The 15,237-nt window shown below is 61.0% G+C and carries 13 protein-coding genes; 4 read left to right on the top strand and 9 right to left on the bottom strand.

Features of this window, described 5'->3' with window-relative positions; all coding sequences use genetic code 11:
* Positions 1-113: 113 nt before the first annotated feature.
* The 4 genes from JTY93_RS24950 to JTY93_RS24935 form a co-directional block, all read right to left on the bottom strand.
* The gene (locus tag JTY93_RS24950) at positions 114-1,094 is read right to left on the bottom strand and encodes a FecR domain-containing protein (protein WP_205478083.1); all 981 of its coding nucleotides are present in this window, start codon (positions 1,092-1,094) and stop codon (positions 114-116) included.
* The gene (locus JTY93_RS24945; RefSeq protein WP_169999441.1) at positions 1,091-1,609 is read right to left on the bottom strand and encodes an RNA polymerase sigma factor; all 519 of its coding nucleotides are present in this window, start codon (positions 1,607-1,609) and stop codon (positions 1,091-1,093) included. Before JTY93_RS24945 ends, JTY93_RS24950 begins: the two co-directional genes overlap by 4 nt.
* A 129-nt stretch (positions 1,610-1,738) precedes the next feature.
* A complete protein-coding gene (locus JTY93_RS24940) occupies positions 1,739-2,446 on the bottom strand; it encodes a 3'-5' exonuclease (RefSeq protein ID WP_169999440.1) in 708 nt (235 codons plus the stop codon).
* Positions 2,443-4,365 carry a putative nucleotidyltransferase substrate binding domain-containing protein gene (locus JTY93_RS24935; protein WP_205478082.1) on the bottom strand — a complete coding sequence of 641 codons (1,923 nt, stop codon included), beginning with the start codon at positions 4,363-4,365 and terminating at the stop codon, positions 2,443-2,445. The genes JTY93_RS24940 and JTY93_RS24935 overlap by 4 nt, the downstream gene beginning before the upstream one ends.
* A gap of 245 nt (positions 4,366-4,610) precedes the next feature.
* On the opposite strand from JTY93_RS24935, the gene JTY93_RS24930 reads away from it, so the two are divergent.
* Positions 4,611-5,057 carry a response regulator gene (locus tag JTY93_RS24930; RefSeq protein WP_205478081.1) on the top strand — a complete coding sequence of 149 codons (447 nt, stop codon included), beginning with the start codon at positions 4,611-4,613 and terminating at the stop codon, positions 5,055-5,057.
* A 229-nt stretch (positions 5,058-5,286) separates the two neighbouring features.
* Positions 5,287-6,510 carry an IS3 family transposase gene (locus JTY93_RS24925; RefSeq protein ID WP_205518915.1) on the top strand — a complete coding sequence of 408 codons (1,224 nt, stop codon included), beginning with the start codon at positions 5,287-5,289 and terminating at the stop codon, positions 6,508-6,510.
* Positions 6,511-6,558: 48 nt separating this feature from the next.
* Here the strand turns inward: JTY93_RS24925 and JTY93_RS24920 are convergent, their stop codons facing one another.
* On the bottom strand, positions 6,559-8,736 hold the full coding sequence (locus tag JTY93_RS24920; RefSeq protein ID WP_205479877.1) for a malate synthase G: 2,178 nt from the start codon (positions 8,734-8,736) through the stop codon (positions 6,559-6,561).
* Positions 8,737-9,281: 545 nt separating this feature from the next.
* On the opposite strand from JTY93_RS24920, the gene JTY93_RS24915 reads away from it, so the two are divergent.
* On the top strand, positions 9,282-9,800 hold the full coding sequence (locus JTY93_RS24915; RefSeq protein WP_205479879.1) for a glycine cleavage system transcriptional repressor: 519 nt from the start codon (positions 9,282-9,284) through the stop codon (positions 9,798-9,800).
* 222 nt (positions 9,801-10,022) lie between these two features.
* On the opposite strand, the gene rarD is transcribed toward JTY93_RS24915, so the two are convergent.
* The 4 genes from rarD to JTY93_RS24895 all read right to left on the bottom strand — a co-directional run bounded on the left by rarD (position 10,023) and on the right by JTY93_RS24895 (position 14,011).
* A complete protein-coding gene (gene rarD, locus JTY93_RS24910; RefSeq protein WP_205479881.1) occupies positions 10,023-10,907 on the bottom strand; it encodes an EamA family transporter RarD in 885 nt (294 codons plus the stop codon).
* 193 nt (positions 10,908-11,100) lie between these two features.
* Complete coding sequence (locus JTY93_RS24905) at positions 11,101-12,075, bottom strand: SrkA family protein kinase (protein WP_032858595.1); 975 nt, start codon at positions 12,073-12,075, stop codon at positions 11,101-11,103.
* A gap of 368 nt (positions 12,076-12,443) precedes the next feature.
* Positions 12,444-13,208 carry a TOBE domain-containing protein gene (locus JTY93_RS24900; RefSeq protein WP_205479883.1) on the bottom strand — a complete coding sequence of 255 codons (765 nt, stop codon included), beginning with the start codon at positions 13,206-13,208 and terminating at the stop codon, positions 12,444-12,446.
* Between the two features lie 65 nt (positions 13,209-13,273).
* Positions 13,274-14,011 carry a ComFC family protein gene (locus JTY93_RS24895; protein WP_205479884.1) on the bottom strand — a complete coding sequence of 246 codons (738 nt, stop codon included), beginning with the start codon at positions 14,009-14,011 and terminating at the stop codon, positions 13,274-13,276.
* A gap of 91 nt (positions 14,012-14,102) precedes the next feature.
* Here JTY93_RS24895 and bioB point away from each other — a divergent pair, with 91 nt between their 5' ends.
* Positions 14,103-15,158, top strand: coding sequence for a biotin synthase BioB (bioB, locus tag JTY93_RS24890; RefSeq protein ID WP_205479886.1), 1,056 nt, complete (start codon positions 14,103-14,105; stop codon positions 15,156-15,158).
* The last annotated feature ends 79 nt before the right edge of the window (positions 15,159-15,237 follow it).

The following is a 15,237-nucleotide window of genomic DNA, read 5'->3' as shown; positions in this document are numbered from 1 at the left end:
TTGTCTGAGGGAAATGGGGGTGCTTTCAGGGCCTCATCGCTGGCAAGCCAGCTCCTACATTTGGGGGTGTTCACAATTCAAAGTGTGGGAGCTGGCTTGCCAGCGATAGGGCCCTAAGGGTTGCCCGCAACCTTTGGCACCACCGTCACCCACCACGGCGTACGCTGCTGGATCTGCACTGGCAAGGTGGGCAACAGCGCATTCAAAGCCAGGTCGGTGTCCTGCAGCGGGAAGCTGCCAGTGATGCGCAGGTCGGCCACGTTTTTATCCACACCCAAATAGCCGCTGCGGTAGCGGGCGAGTTCCTCGACCACATCCGCCAGCCGCGCGTTGTCGACCACCAGCATGCCGCGGGTCCAGGCGTCGGTGCCGGGCGTGACCGCCAGCAGTGGACCGAGGCCGTCCTGGCGCATCAGCACCTGCTGGCCTTCCTTGAACACCTGCTCCTGCTGCGACGCCTCGGGCTGCGCAGCGACGGCCGACTGCAAAACGCTGAGCCGCGTACCGTCGTCCTCGCGTTTGACGATAAACCGCGTGCCCAGGGCGCGCAGGCTGCCGTCGCGGGTCTGGACGACAAAGGGCCGCGCATCGTTGTGGCCGGTCTGGACCAGGATCTCGCCGTCCTGCAACACAATCACCCGGCGTTTTTCGTCAAAGCGCACATCAATGGCGCTGTGGGTGTTGAGGTTGATCAGGGTGCCATCCGCCAGCTTCAGCGTGCGTTGTTCGCCGGTGGCGGTGCGTTGGTCGGCCAGCCAATAGTTGATGGGCACGTAGCGCTGGCCTGCGAACAGCGCCAGGCCGCAGACCAGCACCACACTGGCCAGGCCGCTGCCGAGCTTGCGCACCCGGCGGCGGATGCCCTCACGCGATTGCAGCAGCGCCGCCCGCGCCGGGCCGCTGGCCACGCTGAAGCGCTGATCGAGCATGCCCAGTTGGCGCCAAGCGCGGGCGTGTTCGTCGTTGCTGGCCAGCCATTTACTGAACTCGTCATGCTCCACAGCGCTGCGATCCCCGGAATCCAGGGACAGTTGCCAGGCAATCGCAGCATCCAGCACGCGTGCCGAAACCGGTTTGGAGCTGATCTGACTCACAGCGGCTCGCCATACAGTGCGATGTAGCACTGGCGAATGCCCTGGGCCAGGTACTGTCGCACCCGTGGCACGGAAACACCCAGGCGCTGGGCGATCTCGGCGTGGCCCAGGCCATCGAGACGGTTATAGAGGAAGGCAGCGCGGGCCTTGCTGGAGAGTTTGCCCAGCAGGCGGTCGATGGCCTTGAGGTCTTCGAGGATCAGGTGCTGTTCTTGTGGGGAAGGGTGCTCGCTTTCCGGGATCAGCATCAGTTCGGTGAGGTAGGCCTGTTCCAGCGCCGCGCGGCGGAAATAGTCGAACAGCAGGCCCTTGGCGACGGCTACCAGGAACGCCCGGGGTTCACGAGGTTCGCGCAGTTCTTCACGTCCCAGCAGGCGCATGAAGGTGTCTTGGCTCAGGTCCTCGGCACGACTGGGGCACGCCACGTTGCGCCGCAACCATGCCAGCAGCCAGCCGCGATGGTCACGGTACAACGTGCCAACAAGCTCACTGTGGGGAGTTTGGGCGGACGACAAGGCATCACCAATCGGCAAGTTTAAACTAACGAGAATTATTCGCGATTGTGGCAGAGGCGATGAGGCTGCGCAATTGGCGTTGGTCGGATGATGGCACCACAACCGATGGTAGGAGCCGGGTTGTGGTGTTTAGAAGGACGGGGCTTGCTTGCGCCGTTTCCACTGGCTCAGGCGCTGCTGCAACGCGGCGGGGCTGTCCAGCCCTTGCTGGCGGGCGCGGCTGAACAGAATCAACATCAACTCAGCGGTGGCCAGGGCATCGGCGCTGGCGTGATGGCGCTCACCGACTTGCAGGTTGAAGTGGGCGATCCAGTCATCCAGGCCCGCTTCGCGAATATGCGCTTGGGGACATAGCAGTGGCGCCAGGTCTGCCACGTCGAGGAACGGATGGGCCAGGCGATAACCCAGGCTGTCCTTGAGCGCCCGGCCGAGCATGTGTTGGTCGAACGGTGCGTGGAACGCCAGCAGCGGGCTGTCGCCGACAAAATCCATGAAGTCCAGCAACGCCTCGGCTGGGTCGCAACCGGCGGCGATCGCACTGGGCCCCAGGCCGTGGATCAGGACGCTGGGGCTGAGTTTGGTGTGCGCCCGCAGCAAAGTGCGCTCGAACTGCTGGGAAAAGTCGATGGCACCGTCTTCGATCACCACTGCACCAATCGACAACACCTGATCGCGATTGAGGTTCAGGCCGCTGGTTTCCAGGTCCAGGACCACCCAGCGCTGGTCGCGCAAGGTGTTGTCGCCGAGTGTTCCGGGGGCTGGCAGTTGTTGCAGGCGTGCTTGTTGCAGGGCATCGAGCCCCGGTCGGTGTGGGCGTAGCCAACTGAACAGGCTCACAGCTGATACCTCAGGGCCAGGCTGCTTTGCAGGCGTTGGGCCTGGCGCAGGGATTCGCGCAGGATGCGCCGGTCCAGGTGGTTGAGGCTGTCCGGGTCGACCCGGTTGGAGTACGGCTGGTTCTCGCGGGTCTGCAATTGGTGCTGCTGCATGCGGGTTTGCTGGATAAAGTGGTAGGCCTCTTCATAGGCTGCGCCGTCCAGGCGTTCGATCACCGCTTTGTCCACTAGCTGGCGCAAGCGCTCCAGGGTGTTGTTGGCGGCGATCCCATTGGCCAGGGCCAACAGGCGGGCACCGTCTACGAACGGTGTCAGGCCCTGCACCTTGAGGTCCAGGGTGGCCTTGTCCGAGCCTTTGCGCGTCAGCACAAAATCACGGAAGCGCCCCACCGGCGGGCGCTGGCGCAGGGCGTTCTCGGCCATCATCCGTTGGAACAAGCGGTTGTCTGCGACCTGGTCAAGGATGCCCTGGCGCAACTGGTCGCAGCCCTGCTCATCGCCCCATACCACGCGCAGGTCGAAGTAGATGCTGGATTTGAGCAGGTTCTCCGGCGTCGCCTCGCGGATAAACGCGGCAAAGCGCCGGGCCCACTCGGCGCGGGACAGGCACAGCTCGGGGTTGCCGGCCATGATATTGCCCTTGCACAGGGTAAAGCCGCACAGCGCCAGGCTCTGGTTGATCTGCTGCGCCAGCGGCAACAGCAGGCCGCGAATCTCGGCCGCATGGGCGGCGTCCCGTGCATCAAACAGGATGCCGTTGTCCTGGTCGGTATGCAGGGTCTGTTCGCGGCGCCCCTCGCTGCCGAAACACAGCCAACTGAACGGCACGCCGGGGTCGCCTTTGTCGGCGATGCTTAGTTCGATGACCCGGCACACCGTGTGATCGTTGAGCAGCGTGATGATATGGGTGATCTGGGTCGAGGACGCGCCATGGGCCAGCATGCGCTCCACCAGTTGGCCGATCTCGCCACGCAGCGCCACCAGGTTTTCCACCCGTGGCGCATTGCGGATGGTGCGGGCCAGGTGCACCAGATCGACCCGTTGCAGGGAAAACAGATCACGCTCGGACACCACGCCACACAAGCGTCGATCCTTGACCAGGCAAACGTGGGCGATGTGCCGTTCGGTCATGGCAATTGCCGCGTCGAAGGCGCTGTGATCCGGGCTGAGGAAGAACGGCGCCTGGGTCATATGGCGCTCGATGGCCTGGGTGAAGTCGCTGGTGCCATCGGCCACTACGTGGCGCAGGTCACGCAGGGTGAAAATCCCCAGGGGGGCCTTGTGTTCATCGACCACCACGATGCTGCCGACCTGTTGCTCATGCATCAACGTGACCGCCTCACGCAGCGGCGTCAGCGGGCTGCACGTCACCGGGTGGCGCATGGCCAATTCGCCCAGGCGGGTATTGAGTGAATACTGGGTGCCGAGGTTTTCCACGGCTTTCTGCTGGACTTGCTGGTTGACCTGATCCAACAGGCTGCTGACCCCACGCAAGGCAAAATCGCGGAACGCCCCGGACAGGGCAAACAGCTTGATAAACGCCGGCTTGTTCAATTGCAGGCAGAAGGTATCTTCGGCGGCCTTGTGCTCGGTGCGGGTGGCCCGCTCTCCCAGCAGGGCGGCCAGGGGGAAGCACTCTCCGGTGGCGATTTCGAAGGTGGTCTCGGCCGAATCCGGACGCTGGCCGACCACGCGCCCCTGCTTGACGATATAGAAGTGCTCCACCGGGCCTGCCGACGGTTTGAGAATACTCTCGCCGGGGCCGTAGAAGCGCAATTGGCACTGTTCCACCAGAAACGCCAGGTGGGCGTTTTCCATCTGGTTGAAAGGTGGGAACCGTTGAAGGAATTGCAGGGTGCCGTGAATGTTCTGCAACACCGCAGTTTTCCCTGCCTGGGTGAAAGCATCAGCTTTACTCATAACCATGACCGCAGTTTTTTGTCGTTATCGTCCTTCATGGTCGACCCCCACGCGGCGGGTGCCCATTGGACGTAAGTCTAGGTAGCTATAAGGCCTTCGATGACTAAGGAAAAACCTTACATGAATATCGTCCAGACCCGTAGAACGCCCACTAGGAAAACTATCCGACGAAGTGCACATTGTTCGCCCTTCCGGCGATGTCTGACTAGTGTGCTGGGAGATTCAGAAGAACTGCCGAGAGACGTATGCCCGACCTAGATATTCTGAGTGACGCCGAGCGCGAAGCGCTGAGCGCCGTGATGCTCGAGCCTGATTTACCGCCGCAGCGGGTGCTGATCGTCGATGACGATAAAGACGCCCGGGAATTGCTGGCCGAAATCCTGGGGCTGGACGGCATTCGCTGCATGACGGCGGACAGTGGCGAGGCAGCCTGGGAATTGTTGAAGTCCAACACTTCCATCGGCCTACTGATCACCGACCTGCGCATGGCCCCCAGCAACGGCCTGCAACTTATCCGCCAGGTGCGCGAATCCACCCGCGCGGCATTGCCGATCATCATCATGTCCGGGGACGCCGAAGCGCCGGACGTGATCGATGCAATGCATCTGAGCGTGGTGGACTTTCTGCTCAAGCCGATTGATAGCGTGAAGTTGGCGAAGTTGGTCAAGCGCGAGTTGGGGATGGCTTCGTAACCCTGTGGTGACGGAGCTGGCGCCATCGCCGGCAAGCCAGCTCCCACATTGGGTAGCGGTGCTCCCTGACAACTCGGTCAACTGTGGGAGCTGGCTTGTCGGCGATGCGGCCAACACGATCTACCGGACCCCAATAAAAAGCCCCGATCTCACGACCGGGGCTTTTTTATGTTTCATGTCCCGTCCTGAATAAGGTTTACACCTTCTGACCTATCTTCAGGAGGAACCAATGGATTCGGGCAAAAGGCGGAGCCAGCGTGACTACACGCTAGCCTTTAAATTATCGGTCGTAGACCAGGTCGAAAAGGGCGAGTTGAGTTATAAAGAGGCTCAACGGCGCTACGGCATTCAGGGCCGGTCCACGGTACTGGTCTGGCTACGCAAGCATGGCCGGCAGGACTGGAGCCAAGGCGCCTCAATTCGAGAGCCGAGGAGCAGGTCCATGACCGAGCAAACCCTCCCGCTGACACCCGAGCAGCGGATCAAAGAGCTCGAAGAACAGCTGGCGCTAAGCAATCAGAAGGCGCAATTCTTCGAAGCCGTCGTGAATGTTCTGAAGAATGACTACGGTGTTTGCGTCGTAAAAAAAGCGACTCGGCAAGTCCTCTCGCAAGGGCAAATCCAAGACCTGAGCATCACCAGGGCTTGCCTGTTCATGGGCATTTCGCGCCAAGCGTATTACCAACGTAATCGAGCTTTTGACGCAAGGACTCGTCAAGATCAAGAGGTCATGGACTTTGTTCTTGAAAAGCGCCGCCGCCAGCCCAGGATAGGCACGCGCAAGCTGCATTACCTGATGAGCGTCGAAGTTGGCGCGCCAGTGCGGGTCGGTAGAGACCGCCTGTTTAGCATCTTGCGCAACGCTCGAGAACTGGTGGTGCGCAAACGGGCTTACCACAAAACGACGGACAGCCATCACCGCTTTCGCCGCCATCCGAATTTGCTCAAAGAGGGTCCAGGACAAATCGTTGCCAGCAGGCCCGAGCATGTCTGGGTCGCAGATATAACCTACCTTCCGACACAGGAAAGCGTCGCCTACGTGAGCCTCGTGACAGACGCTTACTCGCGCAAGATCGTAGGCCATCATGTGCATGAGAGCTTGCATACCGAGTCGGTGATCAAAGCGATGGAAAAAGCAATTAGCAAACGTCGAAGCAAGCTGCCACTGATCCATCACTCAGACCGTGGAGCCCAATACTGCTCCGAGCTTTACCAGCGCTTGCACGCTAGCCATAACGTTAGATGCTCAATGACCGACGGATATGACTGCTACCAGAATGCTCTGGCAGAAAGGATAAACGGGATCTTGAAGACCGAGCTTTTGCTGTGCCGCCCTAAAAACCTGGCGGAAGCAGTGAAAATGGTGGATGAATCGGTGCTGATCTACAACGGGGAACGGCCACACCTGTCCCTGAAATACAAAACGCCCGATGCGGTGCATCGGGCGTTTTGAGACTGAAACAGGTGTAAACCTATTTCAGGACTAGACATCAAGGTTCAGTCACAGACCATTCTTGGCCTTGAACTCCCGACGCCGACGATGCAACACCGGCTCGGTATAACCGTTGGGTTGCTTGGTCCCTTCGATCACCAACTCTACCGCTGCCTGGAACGCGATATTGCTGTCGAAGTCCGGGGCCAGAGGACGGTACAGCGCGTCCCCGGCATTCTGCCGATCCACTACCGGTGCCATGCGCTTGAGGCTTTCCATGACTTGGGCTTCGCTGACCACGCCATGGCGCAACCAGTTGGCGATGTGCTGGCTGGAGATGCGCAGGGTGGCGCGGTCCTCCATCAGGCCCACATCGTTGATATCCGGCACTTTCGAGCAACCTACGCCCTGATCGATCCAGCGCACCACGTAGCCGAGGATGCCCTGGGCGTTGTTGTCCAGTTCGTTGCGGATTTCTTCCTCGGACCAGTCGGTATTCTGCGCCAGGGGAATGGTCAGGATATCGTCCACCGAAGCGCGTTCGCGCTTGGCCAGTTCGGCCTGGCGGGCGAATACATCGACCTTGTGGTAATGCAGCGCGTGCAGTGCGGCAGCCGTCGGCGACGGTACCCACGCGGTGTTGGCGCCGGCCAGCGGGTGAGCGATCTTCTGCTCGAGCATGGCAGCCATCAGGTCTGGCATCGCCCACATGCCTTTACCGATCTGCGCACGGCCTTGAAGGCCGGTGCTCAAACCGATGTCGACGTTCCAGTTCTCGTAGGCGCCGATCCATTTTTCGGCCTTCATGGCTGCTTTGCGCACCATCGCGCCGGCTTCCATTGAGGTGTGGATTTCGTCGCCGGTGCGGTCGAGGAAGCCGGTGTTGATAAACACCACGCGCTCGCTGGCGGCCTTGATACAGGCCTTGAGGTTGACCGTGGTGCGGCGCTCCTCGTCCATGATGCCGACCTTGAGGGTGTTGCGCGGCAGGTTCAGCACCTCTTCGATGCGCCCGAACAGTTCGTTGGTGAACGCTGCTTCTTCGGGGCCGTGCATCTTGGGTTTAACGATGTACACCGAGCCGGTGCGGCTGTTCTTGCGGCTGTTGTTGCCATTGAGGCTGTGGACCGCTGCCAGGCTGGTGATCAGGCCGTCGAGGATGCCTTCTGGCACTTCATTGCCCTGGGCATCGAGGATGGCGTCGATGGTCATCAGGTGGCCAACGTTGCGCACGAACAGCAGCGAGCGACCATGCAGGGTCACCGCATTGCCGTCGACACCGGTGTAGGTGCGGTCGGCGTTCATGGTGCGGGTAAAGGTCTTGCCGCCCTTGGCCACTTCTTCGGCCAGGTCGCCCTTCATCAGGCCGAGCCAGTTGCGGTAGATCACCACTTTGTCGTCGGCATCGACGGCGGCGACGGAGTCTTCGCAGTCCATGATGGTGGTCAGCGCGGCTTCCATCAGGATGTCTTTGATGCCGGCGGCGTCGGTCTGGCCGACCGGAGTGCTGGCGTCGACCTGGATTTCGAAGTGCAGGCCGTTGTGCTTCAGCAAGATGGCGATTGGCTGGGCGGCATCGCCCTGGTAGCCGATCAACTGGGCATCGCTGCGCAGGCCGCTGTTGCTGCCACCCTTGAGGCTGACCACCAACTTGCCGTCGACGATCTTGTAGCCGGTGGAATCGACATGGCTGCCGGCGGTGAGCGGAGCGGCTTCGTCGAGGAAGGCACGGGCGAAGGCGATGACCTTGTCACCGCGCACCTTGTTGTAGCCCTGGCCTTTCTCGGCGCCGTCGGCTTCGCTGATGGCGTCGGTGCCATACAGCGCGTCGTACAGCGAGCCCCAACGGGCGTTGGAGGCGTTGAGGGCGAACCGCGCATTCATCACCGGTACCACCAACTGCGGGCCGGCCATGCGGGCGATTTCATCATCGACGTTTTGTGTGGTCGCCTGGAAATCCGCTGCTTCTGGCAGCAGGTAGCCAATATCTTGCAGGAAGGCTTTGTAGGCCACCGCGTCGTGGGCCTGGCCGGCATGGGTCTGGTGCCAGGCATCGATCCGCGCTTGGAAATCGTCGCGTTTGGCGAGTAGGGCTTTGTTCTTCGGTGCCAGGTCGTGGATGACCTTATCGGCGCCGGCCCAGAACTGGTCGGCGGTCAGGCCGGTACCGGGAATGGCTTCGTTGTTCACGAAGTCGAACAGGACTTTGGCGACCTGCAGGCCACCGACTTGAACGTGTTCAGTCATTGCTTGCCTCACTCTGCGGAGCTAATTCGCTTTTCAGCTTTTCAATTTACCAATGAAGCCTCTGGCCATTTAAACCACAAACCCAAGGCACCAGTACATGCCATCAACGGCGGCTGGGTGGTTCCAATCAACGGCGCAAGGCTTGCTGACGGGCTGTTCGGGGTTCTGACGGCGCCTGGGCAGACATCGACCTAACGTTATGTAGTGCGCGCCGAGGCATACTACATGATGAGTTGCGGTTGTGAAAATTAGACTAAATACGTCGTTTAGCGACCCACTTTGGTTGTACGGTCACAGCGGGGAATGGGATGTTCTCAAAAAACCAATGGATTGTTCCAGATAAATATAAAAATGGTACACGATTTGTTTTGCGGCTAGCTAAATCCCCTGTAGGAGCGAGCTTGCTCGCGAAGATCGCTAACGATGACGCAGGCATCCTGGATATACGCGGCGCACTTGAATTTTTCGTCGGAACGCCGCCCGCAGACAAGCTCGCTCCAGGCAGGTGCCTATAATCGAGTATTCATCACCAGAGGACTGTTGCCATGGACCATCTCGTACTCACCGTCATCGCCGCCGACAAACCCGGCGTGGTCGAACGTGTCGCCCATTGCATTGCCGAGCGCGGTGGCAACTGGCTGGAAAGTCGTATGGCCCATATGGCTGGGCAATTTGCCGGGATCCTGCGGGTCAGTGTGCCGATGGAAAACCGCAGTGAGCTGGTCAGCGCCCTGGAGGACCTGTCCACCCATGGCATTCGTGTACTGGTAGGCGAAAGCAGCGGTGGGCAGGCGTCGGCAAGCAAGCCGATCCTGATGACCCTGGTGGGCAATGACCGGCCGGGGATCGTGCGTGAAATCACCGCATTGTTGAGCAAGCAAGGGGTCAACCTGGAGCGCCTGAGTACCGACGTGCGCCCGGCGCCCATGAGCAGCGACCCGTTGTTTCACGCCGAGGCCGCGCTGGCGGTGCCTTCCACCCTGGCGCTGGATACGTTGCAGGCTGCCCTGGAAACCCTGGCCGATGATTTGATGGTGGAATTGCAGCTGCGCAGCGAGGAATAACCGTCCACAGGGTTGTTCATGGAAATCTTGCATGGGCCTGTGGATAAGCTGTAGAGACCCGGCGCCAGGCCACGCCGGCCGGGGCTTGCGGCGCGTTGAGCAAAAAACGAGCAATTTCAACGGCTTGTGCACAAACGCCGGGGATCAGGTTGTGGGTAACCTTGGGGTGAAACCCTGCAAGCCAAGCCGGCTGTGGCTTGCAGGGTTTTGTACGTTATTTGATCAGCGTTTGCGCAGGCTCAGCCACGCATCGATGCTGTAGACCGCAAGCCCAGCCCAGATAAACACGAACGCCACCAGGCTGGCGGGGCTCATGTGTTCGTCGAACAACAGCACCGCCTGCAGCAGCACCAGGGTCGGCGCCAAGTACTGCAGGAAACCGAGCGTGGTGTACGGCAAGTGCCGCGCGGCAGCGTTGAAACACACAAGCGGGATCAATGTCACCGGGCCTGCGGCCACCAGCCACCAGGCTTCGGATGTGCTCCAGAACGCCATATTGGCGCTATGGGCGGTGGGGTTGAGCAGCAGCCACGCCAGGGCAATCGGCACCAGCATCCAGGTTTCCACCACCAGGCCCGGCAGTGCCTTGACCGGCGCCTGCTTGCGGATCAAGCCGTAGAAACCAAAGGTCAACGCCAGCACCAGCGACACCCACGGCAAACTCCCCACCTGCCATACCTGTTGCGCCACACCCACGGCGGCCAGCCCGACGGCAACCCATTGCAGGCGCCGCAGGCGTTCACCGAGCAGCAGCATGCCCAGCAGCACGTTGACCAGCGGGTTGATGTAGTAACCCAGGCTGGCTTCCAGCATGCGGCCACTGTTGACCGACCATACATAGGTCAGCCAGTTGCCTGCGATCAGCGAGCCGCTCAACGCCAGGATCGCCAGGCGCTTGGGGTTGTCCCGCAGTTCGCGCCACCAGCCGGGGTGTTTCCACACCATCAGCAGCAAACCGCCGAACAGCGCCGACCACAGCACGCGATGGACGATGATTTCGGCGGCCGGCACGCTGGCGATGGCTTTGAAGTAGAGCGGGAACAGGCCCCAGATGACGTAGGCACTCAGGCCCAGGATGTACCCGCGACGCGGGTTGGCGGCTTGCATGCAGAATCCTTGCTTAGGCAGCTAACAATTCCGTGATTGTAAGGAAGTTTGTCTATCGATGGGTTGGCTTTTTGTAGGAACGAGCTTGCTCGCGAAAAACCTGAGGGCGCCGCTGGGTGTCAGGTTTCCCGCGTTATCGTTAACGATCTTCCCGAGCAAGCTCGCTCCTACATTGATGAGCGCGGGTGATTTCTTAGAAGAGCTTCAGGGGTTCTTCGTTGAGCGCCGACAATTGCTCGCGCAGCGCCAGCACCTGGTCGCCCCAATACCGCTCGCTGCCAAACCACGGGAAGCTGTGGGGGAATGCCGGATCATCCCAGCGCCGTGCCAGCCAGGCGCTGTAGTGCATCAGGCGCAGGGCGCGCAGAGGCTCGATCAGCGCCAGTTCGCGAGGATCGAAATCGTGGAATTCCTGGTAGCCGTCCATCAACTCCGACAGTTGCCCCAGGCATTCCTGGCGATCGCCGGCCAGCATCATCCATAAATCCTGCACCGCCGGGCCCATGCGGCAGTCGTCGAGGTCGACGATATGGAACATTTCGTCTCGGCACATCATGTTGCCGGGGTGGCAGTCGCCATGCATGCGGATGTTCTTGTGCGGCGTGGCGCTGTACACATCCTCCACGCGCTTGAGCAGGTCGCGGGCCACGGATTCGTAGGCAGGCAGCAGGCTCTTGGGAATGAAGTTGCCTTCGAGCAAGGTGTTCAGGGAGTCATGACCGAAGTTCTTCACCCCCAGGGCTTCGCGGTGTTCGAAGGGGCGGGTGGCGCCCACCGCATGCAAGCGCCCGAGCAACTGCCCAAGGCGGTACAACTGATCGAGATTGCCCGGCTCTGGCGCCCGGCCACCACGGCGAGGGAACAGGGTGAAACGAAAGCCCGCGTGTTCGAACAGGCTTTCGCCGTTATGGATCATCGGCGCGACGACTGGGACTTCGCACTCGGCCAGCTCAAAGGTAAAACGGTGTTCTTCGAGGATCGCCTCGTTGGTCCAGCGCTGGGGGCGGTAGAACTTGGCGATCAGCGGCTCGGAGTCTTCGATGCCGACTTGATAGACACGGTTTTCGTAGCTATTGAGGGCCAATACGCGAGCGTCGCTGAGGAAGCCGATGCTTTCGACAGCGTCGAGAACCAGGTCGGGGGTCAATGTTTCAAACGGGTGGGCCATGCGAACTCCTGCGCGCAGCAGGTCGCCGCGTCCGGCCGGGTATGGTAGCGCACCGGGCCTTGGATAGGTGGTGTGTGTGCCCGCGGTGAGCGTCGGTACCTACACAATGTTGCCGTAACCCATAAATCCAAGCGGGCAGTGCTGTTGTTGTTGTTGTTGTTGTTGTTGTTGTGGCGAGCGGGTTTGCCCCGCGCTGGGCTGCAAAGCAGCCCCCATCAGCCGAATGCGGTGTATCAGATAATCCGTAGCGGCTGGTTTTGGGGCTGCTTCGCAGCCCAACGCGGGGCAAGCCCGCTCGCCACAGGGGGGGGCGTCAGTGTCTGAAAGTTGTGTAGGTGCCTATGCCGCGATGAGGCCCTAAAGATCATCTAAACCGGCGTGCCCAACAGCACATTGCTCGGCGCAAACTGCACCTGAACCAGCGTGCCTTCACCCGCCCCCAGCGCCTTGAGCTGCTCGGGCGCCGCTAGCGCACACAGCACCAGGCCGCTGGGCAAGGCGATGCGCACCTCGCTGGGGCCATCATCGGCATCAAGAATCGCCTCGACCACGCCGCCCATGCAGTTAAATCCAGGCGTCGGCGCTTGGTCTGCAGCGATCAGCTCCAGCCAGCCGGCCTTGATCAACGCTACCACCTCAGTGCCGATTTCCAGTTCCAGGCGCAGGGTGCTGTCATGGGTGATCTGCGCGTCGAGGGTCAAGCTACCGGCCAGTTCCAGTCGCACCCGATCATTGCGGCCATGGCTGTCGATGCGGATCACTTGGCCATGCAATTGGTTGCGCGCGCTGGTGCGCAGCATCAGGCGGCCCAGCAGGTTGAAGTCGCTGGCGTCTTCGGCGCCCTCCAGCACCTGGGCCTGCAGGGTCTGCAGGCGCTGATACAGGCGCAACACCCGTTCACCTTCTGCCGAGAGCCGCGCACCGCCGCCGCCTTTGCCGCCGACGCTGCGTTCAACCAGAGGCTTTTGCGCCAGGTTGTTCAGTTCATCGATGGCATCCCACGCGGCCTTGTAGCTCAAGCCGGCGCTTTTCGCGGCACGGGTGATGGAGCCCTGCTCGGCGATATGTTGTAGCAAGGCGATACGCTGGGGGCGACGGACGATATGTTGGCTCAACAGAGACGGTAAAGGCATGGCGAACGGCTGCACACTGGCTTGGAATACCCGGGACGTTGCGGGCAGGCGCCGCCAGAGTCAAGTCATGTGCCGGGCTTGGGCGTGCGCGCCAGGCAGTACACATCGACCTGACGCGCGCCGGCATCTATCAGCAGGCGGGCCAGGCTGTGGGCGGTGGCGCCGGTGGTCAGTACGTCGTCCACCAGCGCCAGGTGCTGGCCCTGTACCTGCGCGCCCGGGGCCAGGGCAAAGGCCTTGAGCAGGTTGCGCTGGCGTTGCCTGGCGTCCAGTTGCTGTTGGGCGATGGTGTCGTGGGGGCGCAGCAGCAGTTGTTCATCCACGGGCAGGTCAAGGTCCCGGCTCAGCCAGCGGGCGAGCATGGCGGCCTGGTTGTAGCCGCGTTGGCGCAGGCGTTTGGCGGCCATCGGCACCGCAAGCAAGCGGTCGGGGCGTGCCAGTTCGGCGTTGTCGAAGCGGTCTTGCAGGCATTGCCCCAGCAGGCTTGCCAGCAGATGCCCCAGGGGCCATTTGGCCTGGTGCTTGAAGCGGTTGATCAGGCTGTCCACCGGAAAGCTATAGGTCCAGGGCGCCGCGACCTGTTTAAACGCAGGCGGTGACTGCTGGCATTGGCCACAGACCAGCCCGCTCATTGGCAACGGCAGGGCACACACTTGGCAGCAGTCGGTCAGCCACGGCAGCTCGATTTCGCAGACGTTGCACACCGTAGACGGCGAATCAGTCGGCTCATCGCAGATTAGGCAGGCCTGGTTGTTTTTTAACCATATGTAAACCTTGTGTTTGTAGTCAGGTTGACAGTGCATGAATCTTCCTTAAATATGCCGGGCATCCGTGTCGTGCCTGTGGGTATTGCCCTCCCACAGCGCTTGCCCAAGCATAAACAAGGAATCGCCCATGAGCGCCAGCCTCACTGCCACCTTGCGTCACGATTGGTCTTTGGCCGAAGTCAAAGCCCTGTTCGTCCAGCCGTTCAATGACCTGTTGTTCCAGGCGCAGACCGTGCACCGCGCGCATTTCGATGCCAATCGGGTGCAGGTGTCTACCTTGTTGTCGATCAAGACTGGCGCCTGTCCGGAAGATTGCAAATATTGTCCGCAGTCGGGCCACTACAACACCGGCCTGGAAAAAGAGAAGCTGATGGAAGTGCAGAAGGTCCTCGAAGAGGCTGCACGCGCCAAGGCCATCGGTTCGACCCGTTTCTGCATGGGCGCCGCCTGGAAGCACCCGTCGGCCAAAGACATGCCTTATGTCTTGCAGATGGTCAAAGGCGTGAAGGCCTTGGGCCTGGAAACCTGCATGACCCTTGGTCGTCTGGACCAGGAGCAGACAGAGGCGCTGGCCCAGGCCGGCCTGGACTACTACAACCACAACCTGGACACGTCGCCGGAGTTCTACGGCTCGATCATCACCACCCGCACCTACAGCGAACGCCTGCAAACCCTGGCGTATGTACGTGATTCGGGGATGAAGATCTGCTCGGGCGGTATCCTCGGCATGGGCGAATCCCTCGACGACCGCGCCAACCTGCTGATCCAGTTGGCCAACCTGCCGGAGCATCCGGAATCGGTGCCGATCAACATGCTGGTGAAGGTGGCCGGTACGCCCCTGGAGAATGCCGAGGATATCGACCCGTTCGACTTTATCCGCATGCTCGCCGTGGCGCGCATCCTGATGCCGCAATCCCATGTGCGGCTGTCCGCCGGCCGTGAAGCGATGAACGAGCAGATGCAGGCTTTGGCGTTCTTTGCCGGTGCCAACTCGATTTTCTACGGCGACAAGTTGCTGACCACCGCCAACCCGCAGGCCGACAAGGACATGCAACTGTTCTCACGCCTGGGCATCCTGCCGCAAGCCGGTGAAGAGCATGCTGATGAAGTGCACCAGGCGGCGATTGAGCAGGCGTTGGTCGAGCAGAAAAGCAGCGAGCAGTTCTACAACGCTGTCGTCTGATTGAAATGCCATCCAAATGTGGGAGCGGGCAAGCCTGCTCCCACATGTTTGATCGAGTTCAACCGCTAAATCCGAGGCC

This window comes from Pseudomonas hygromyciniae (assembly GCF_016925675.1).
GTDB classification, from domain to species: Bacteria; Pseudomonadota; Gammaproteobacteria; order Pseudomonadales; family Pseudomonadaceae; genus Aquipseudomonas; species Aquipseudomonas hygromyciniae.
This window is presented reverse-complemented; position numbering and strand designations above follow the sequence as displayed.

Excerpts from the sequence above, each read along its gene's own strand:
- JTY93_RS24935 (WP_205478082.1), bottom strand. The coding sequence starts at position 4,365 with ATGAGTAAAGCTGATGCTTTCACCCAGGCAGGGAAAACTGCGGTGTTG.
- JTY93_RS24930 (WP_205478081.1), top strand. The coding sequence starts at position 4,611 with ATGCCCGACCTAGATATTCTGAGTGACGCCGAGCGCGAAGCGCTGAGC.
- JTY93_RS24925 (WP_205518915.1), top strand. The coding sequence starts at position 5,287 with ATGGATTCGGGCAAAAGGCGGAGCCAGCGTGACTACACGCTAGCCTTT.
- JTY93_RS24920 (WP_205479877.1), bottom strand. The coding sequence starts at position 8,736 with ATGACTGAACACGTTCAAGTCGGTGGCCTGCAGGTCGCCAAAGTCCTG.
- JTY93_RS24915 (WP_205479879.1), top strand. The coding sequence starts at position 9,282 with ATGGACCATCTCGTACTCACCGTCATCGCCGCCGACAAACCCGGCGTG.
- rarD (WP_205479881.1), bottom strand. The coding sequence starts at position 10,907 with ATGCAAGCCGCCAACCCGCGTCGCGGGTACATCCTGGGCCTGAGTGCC.
- JTY93_RS24905 (WP_032858595.1), bottom strand. The coding sequence starts at position 12,075 with ATGGCCCACCCGTTTGAAACATTGACCCCCGACCTGGTTCTCGACGCT.
- JTY93_RS24900 (WP_205479883.1), bottom strand. The coding sequence starts at position 13,208 with ATGCCTTTACCGTCTCTGTTGAGCCAACATATCGTCCGTCGCCCCCAG.
- JTY93_RS24895 (WP_205479884.1), bottom strand. The coding sequence starts at position 14,011 with ATGCACTGTCAACCTGACTACAAACACAAGGTTTACATATGGTTAAAA.
- bioB (WP_205479886.1), top strand. The coding sequence starts at position 14,103 with ATGAGCGCCAGCCTCACTGCCACCTTGCGTCACGATTGGTCTTTGGCC.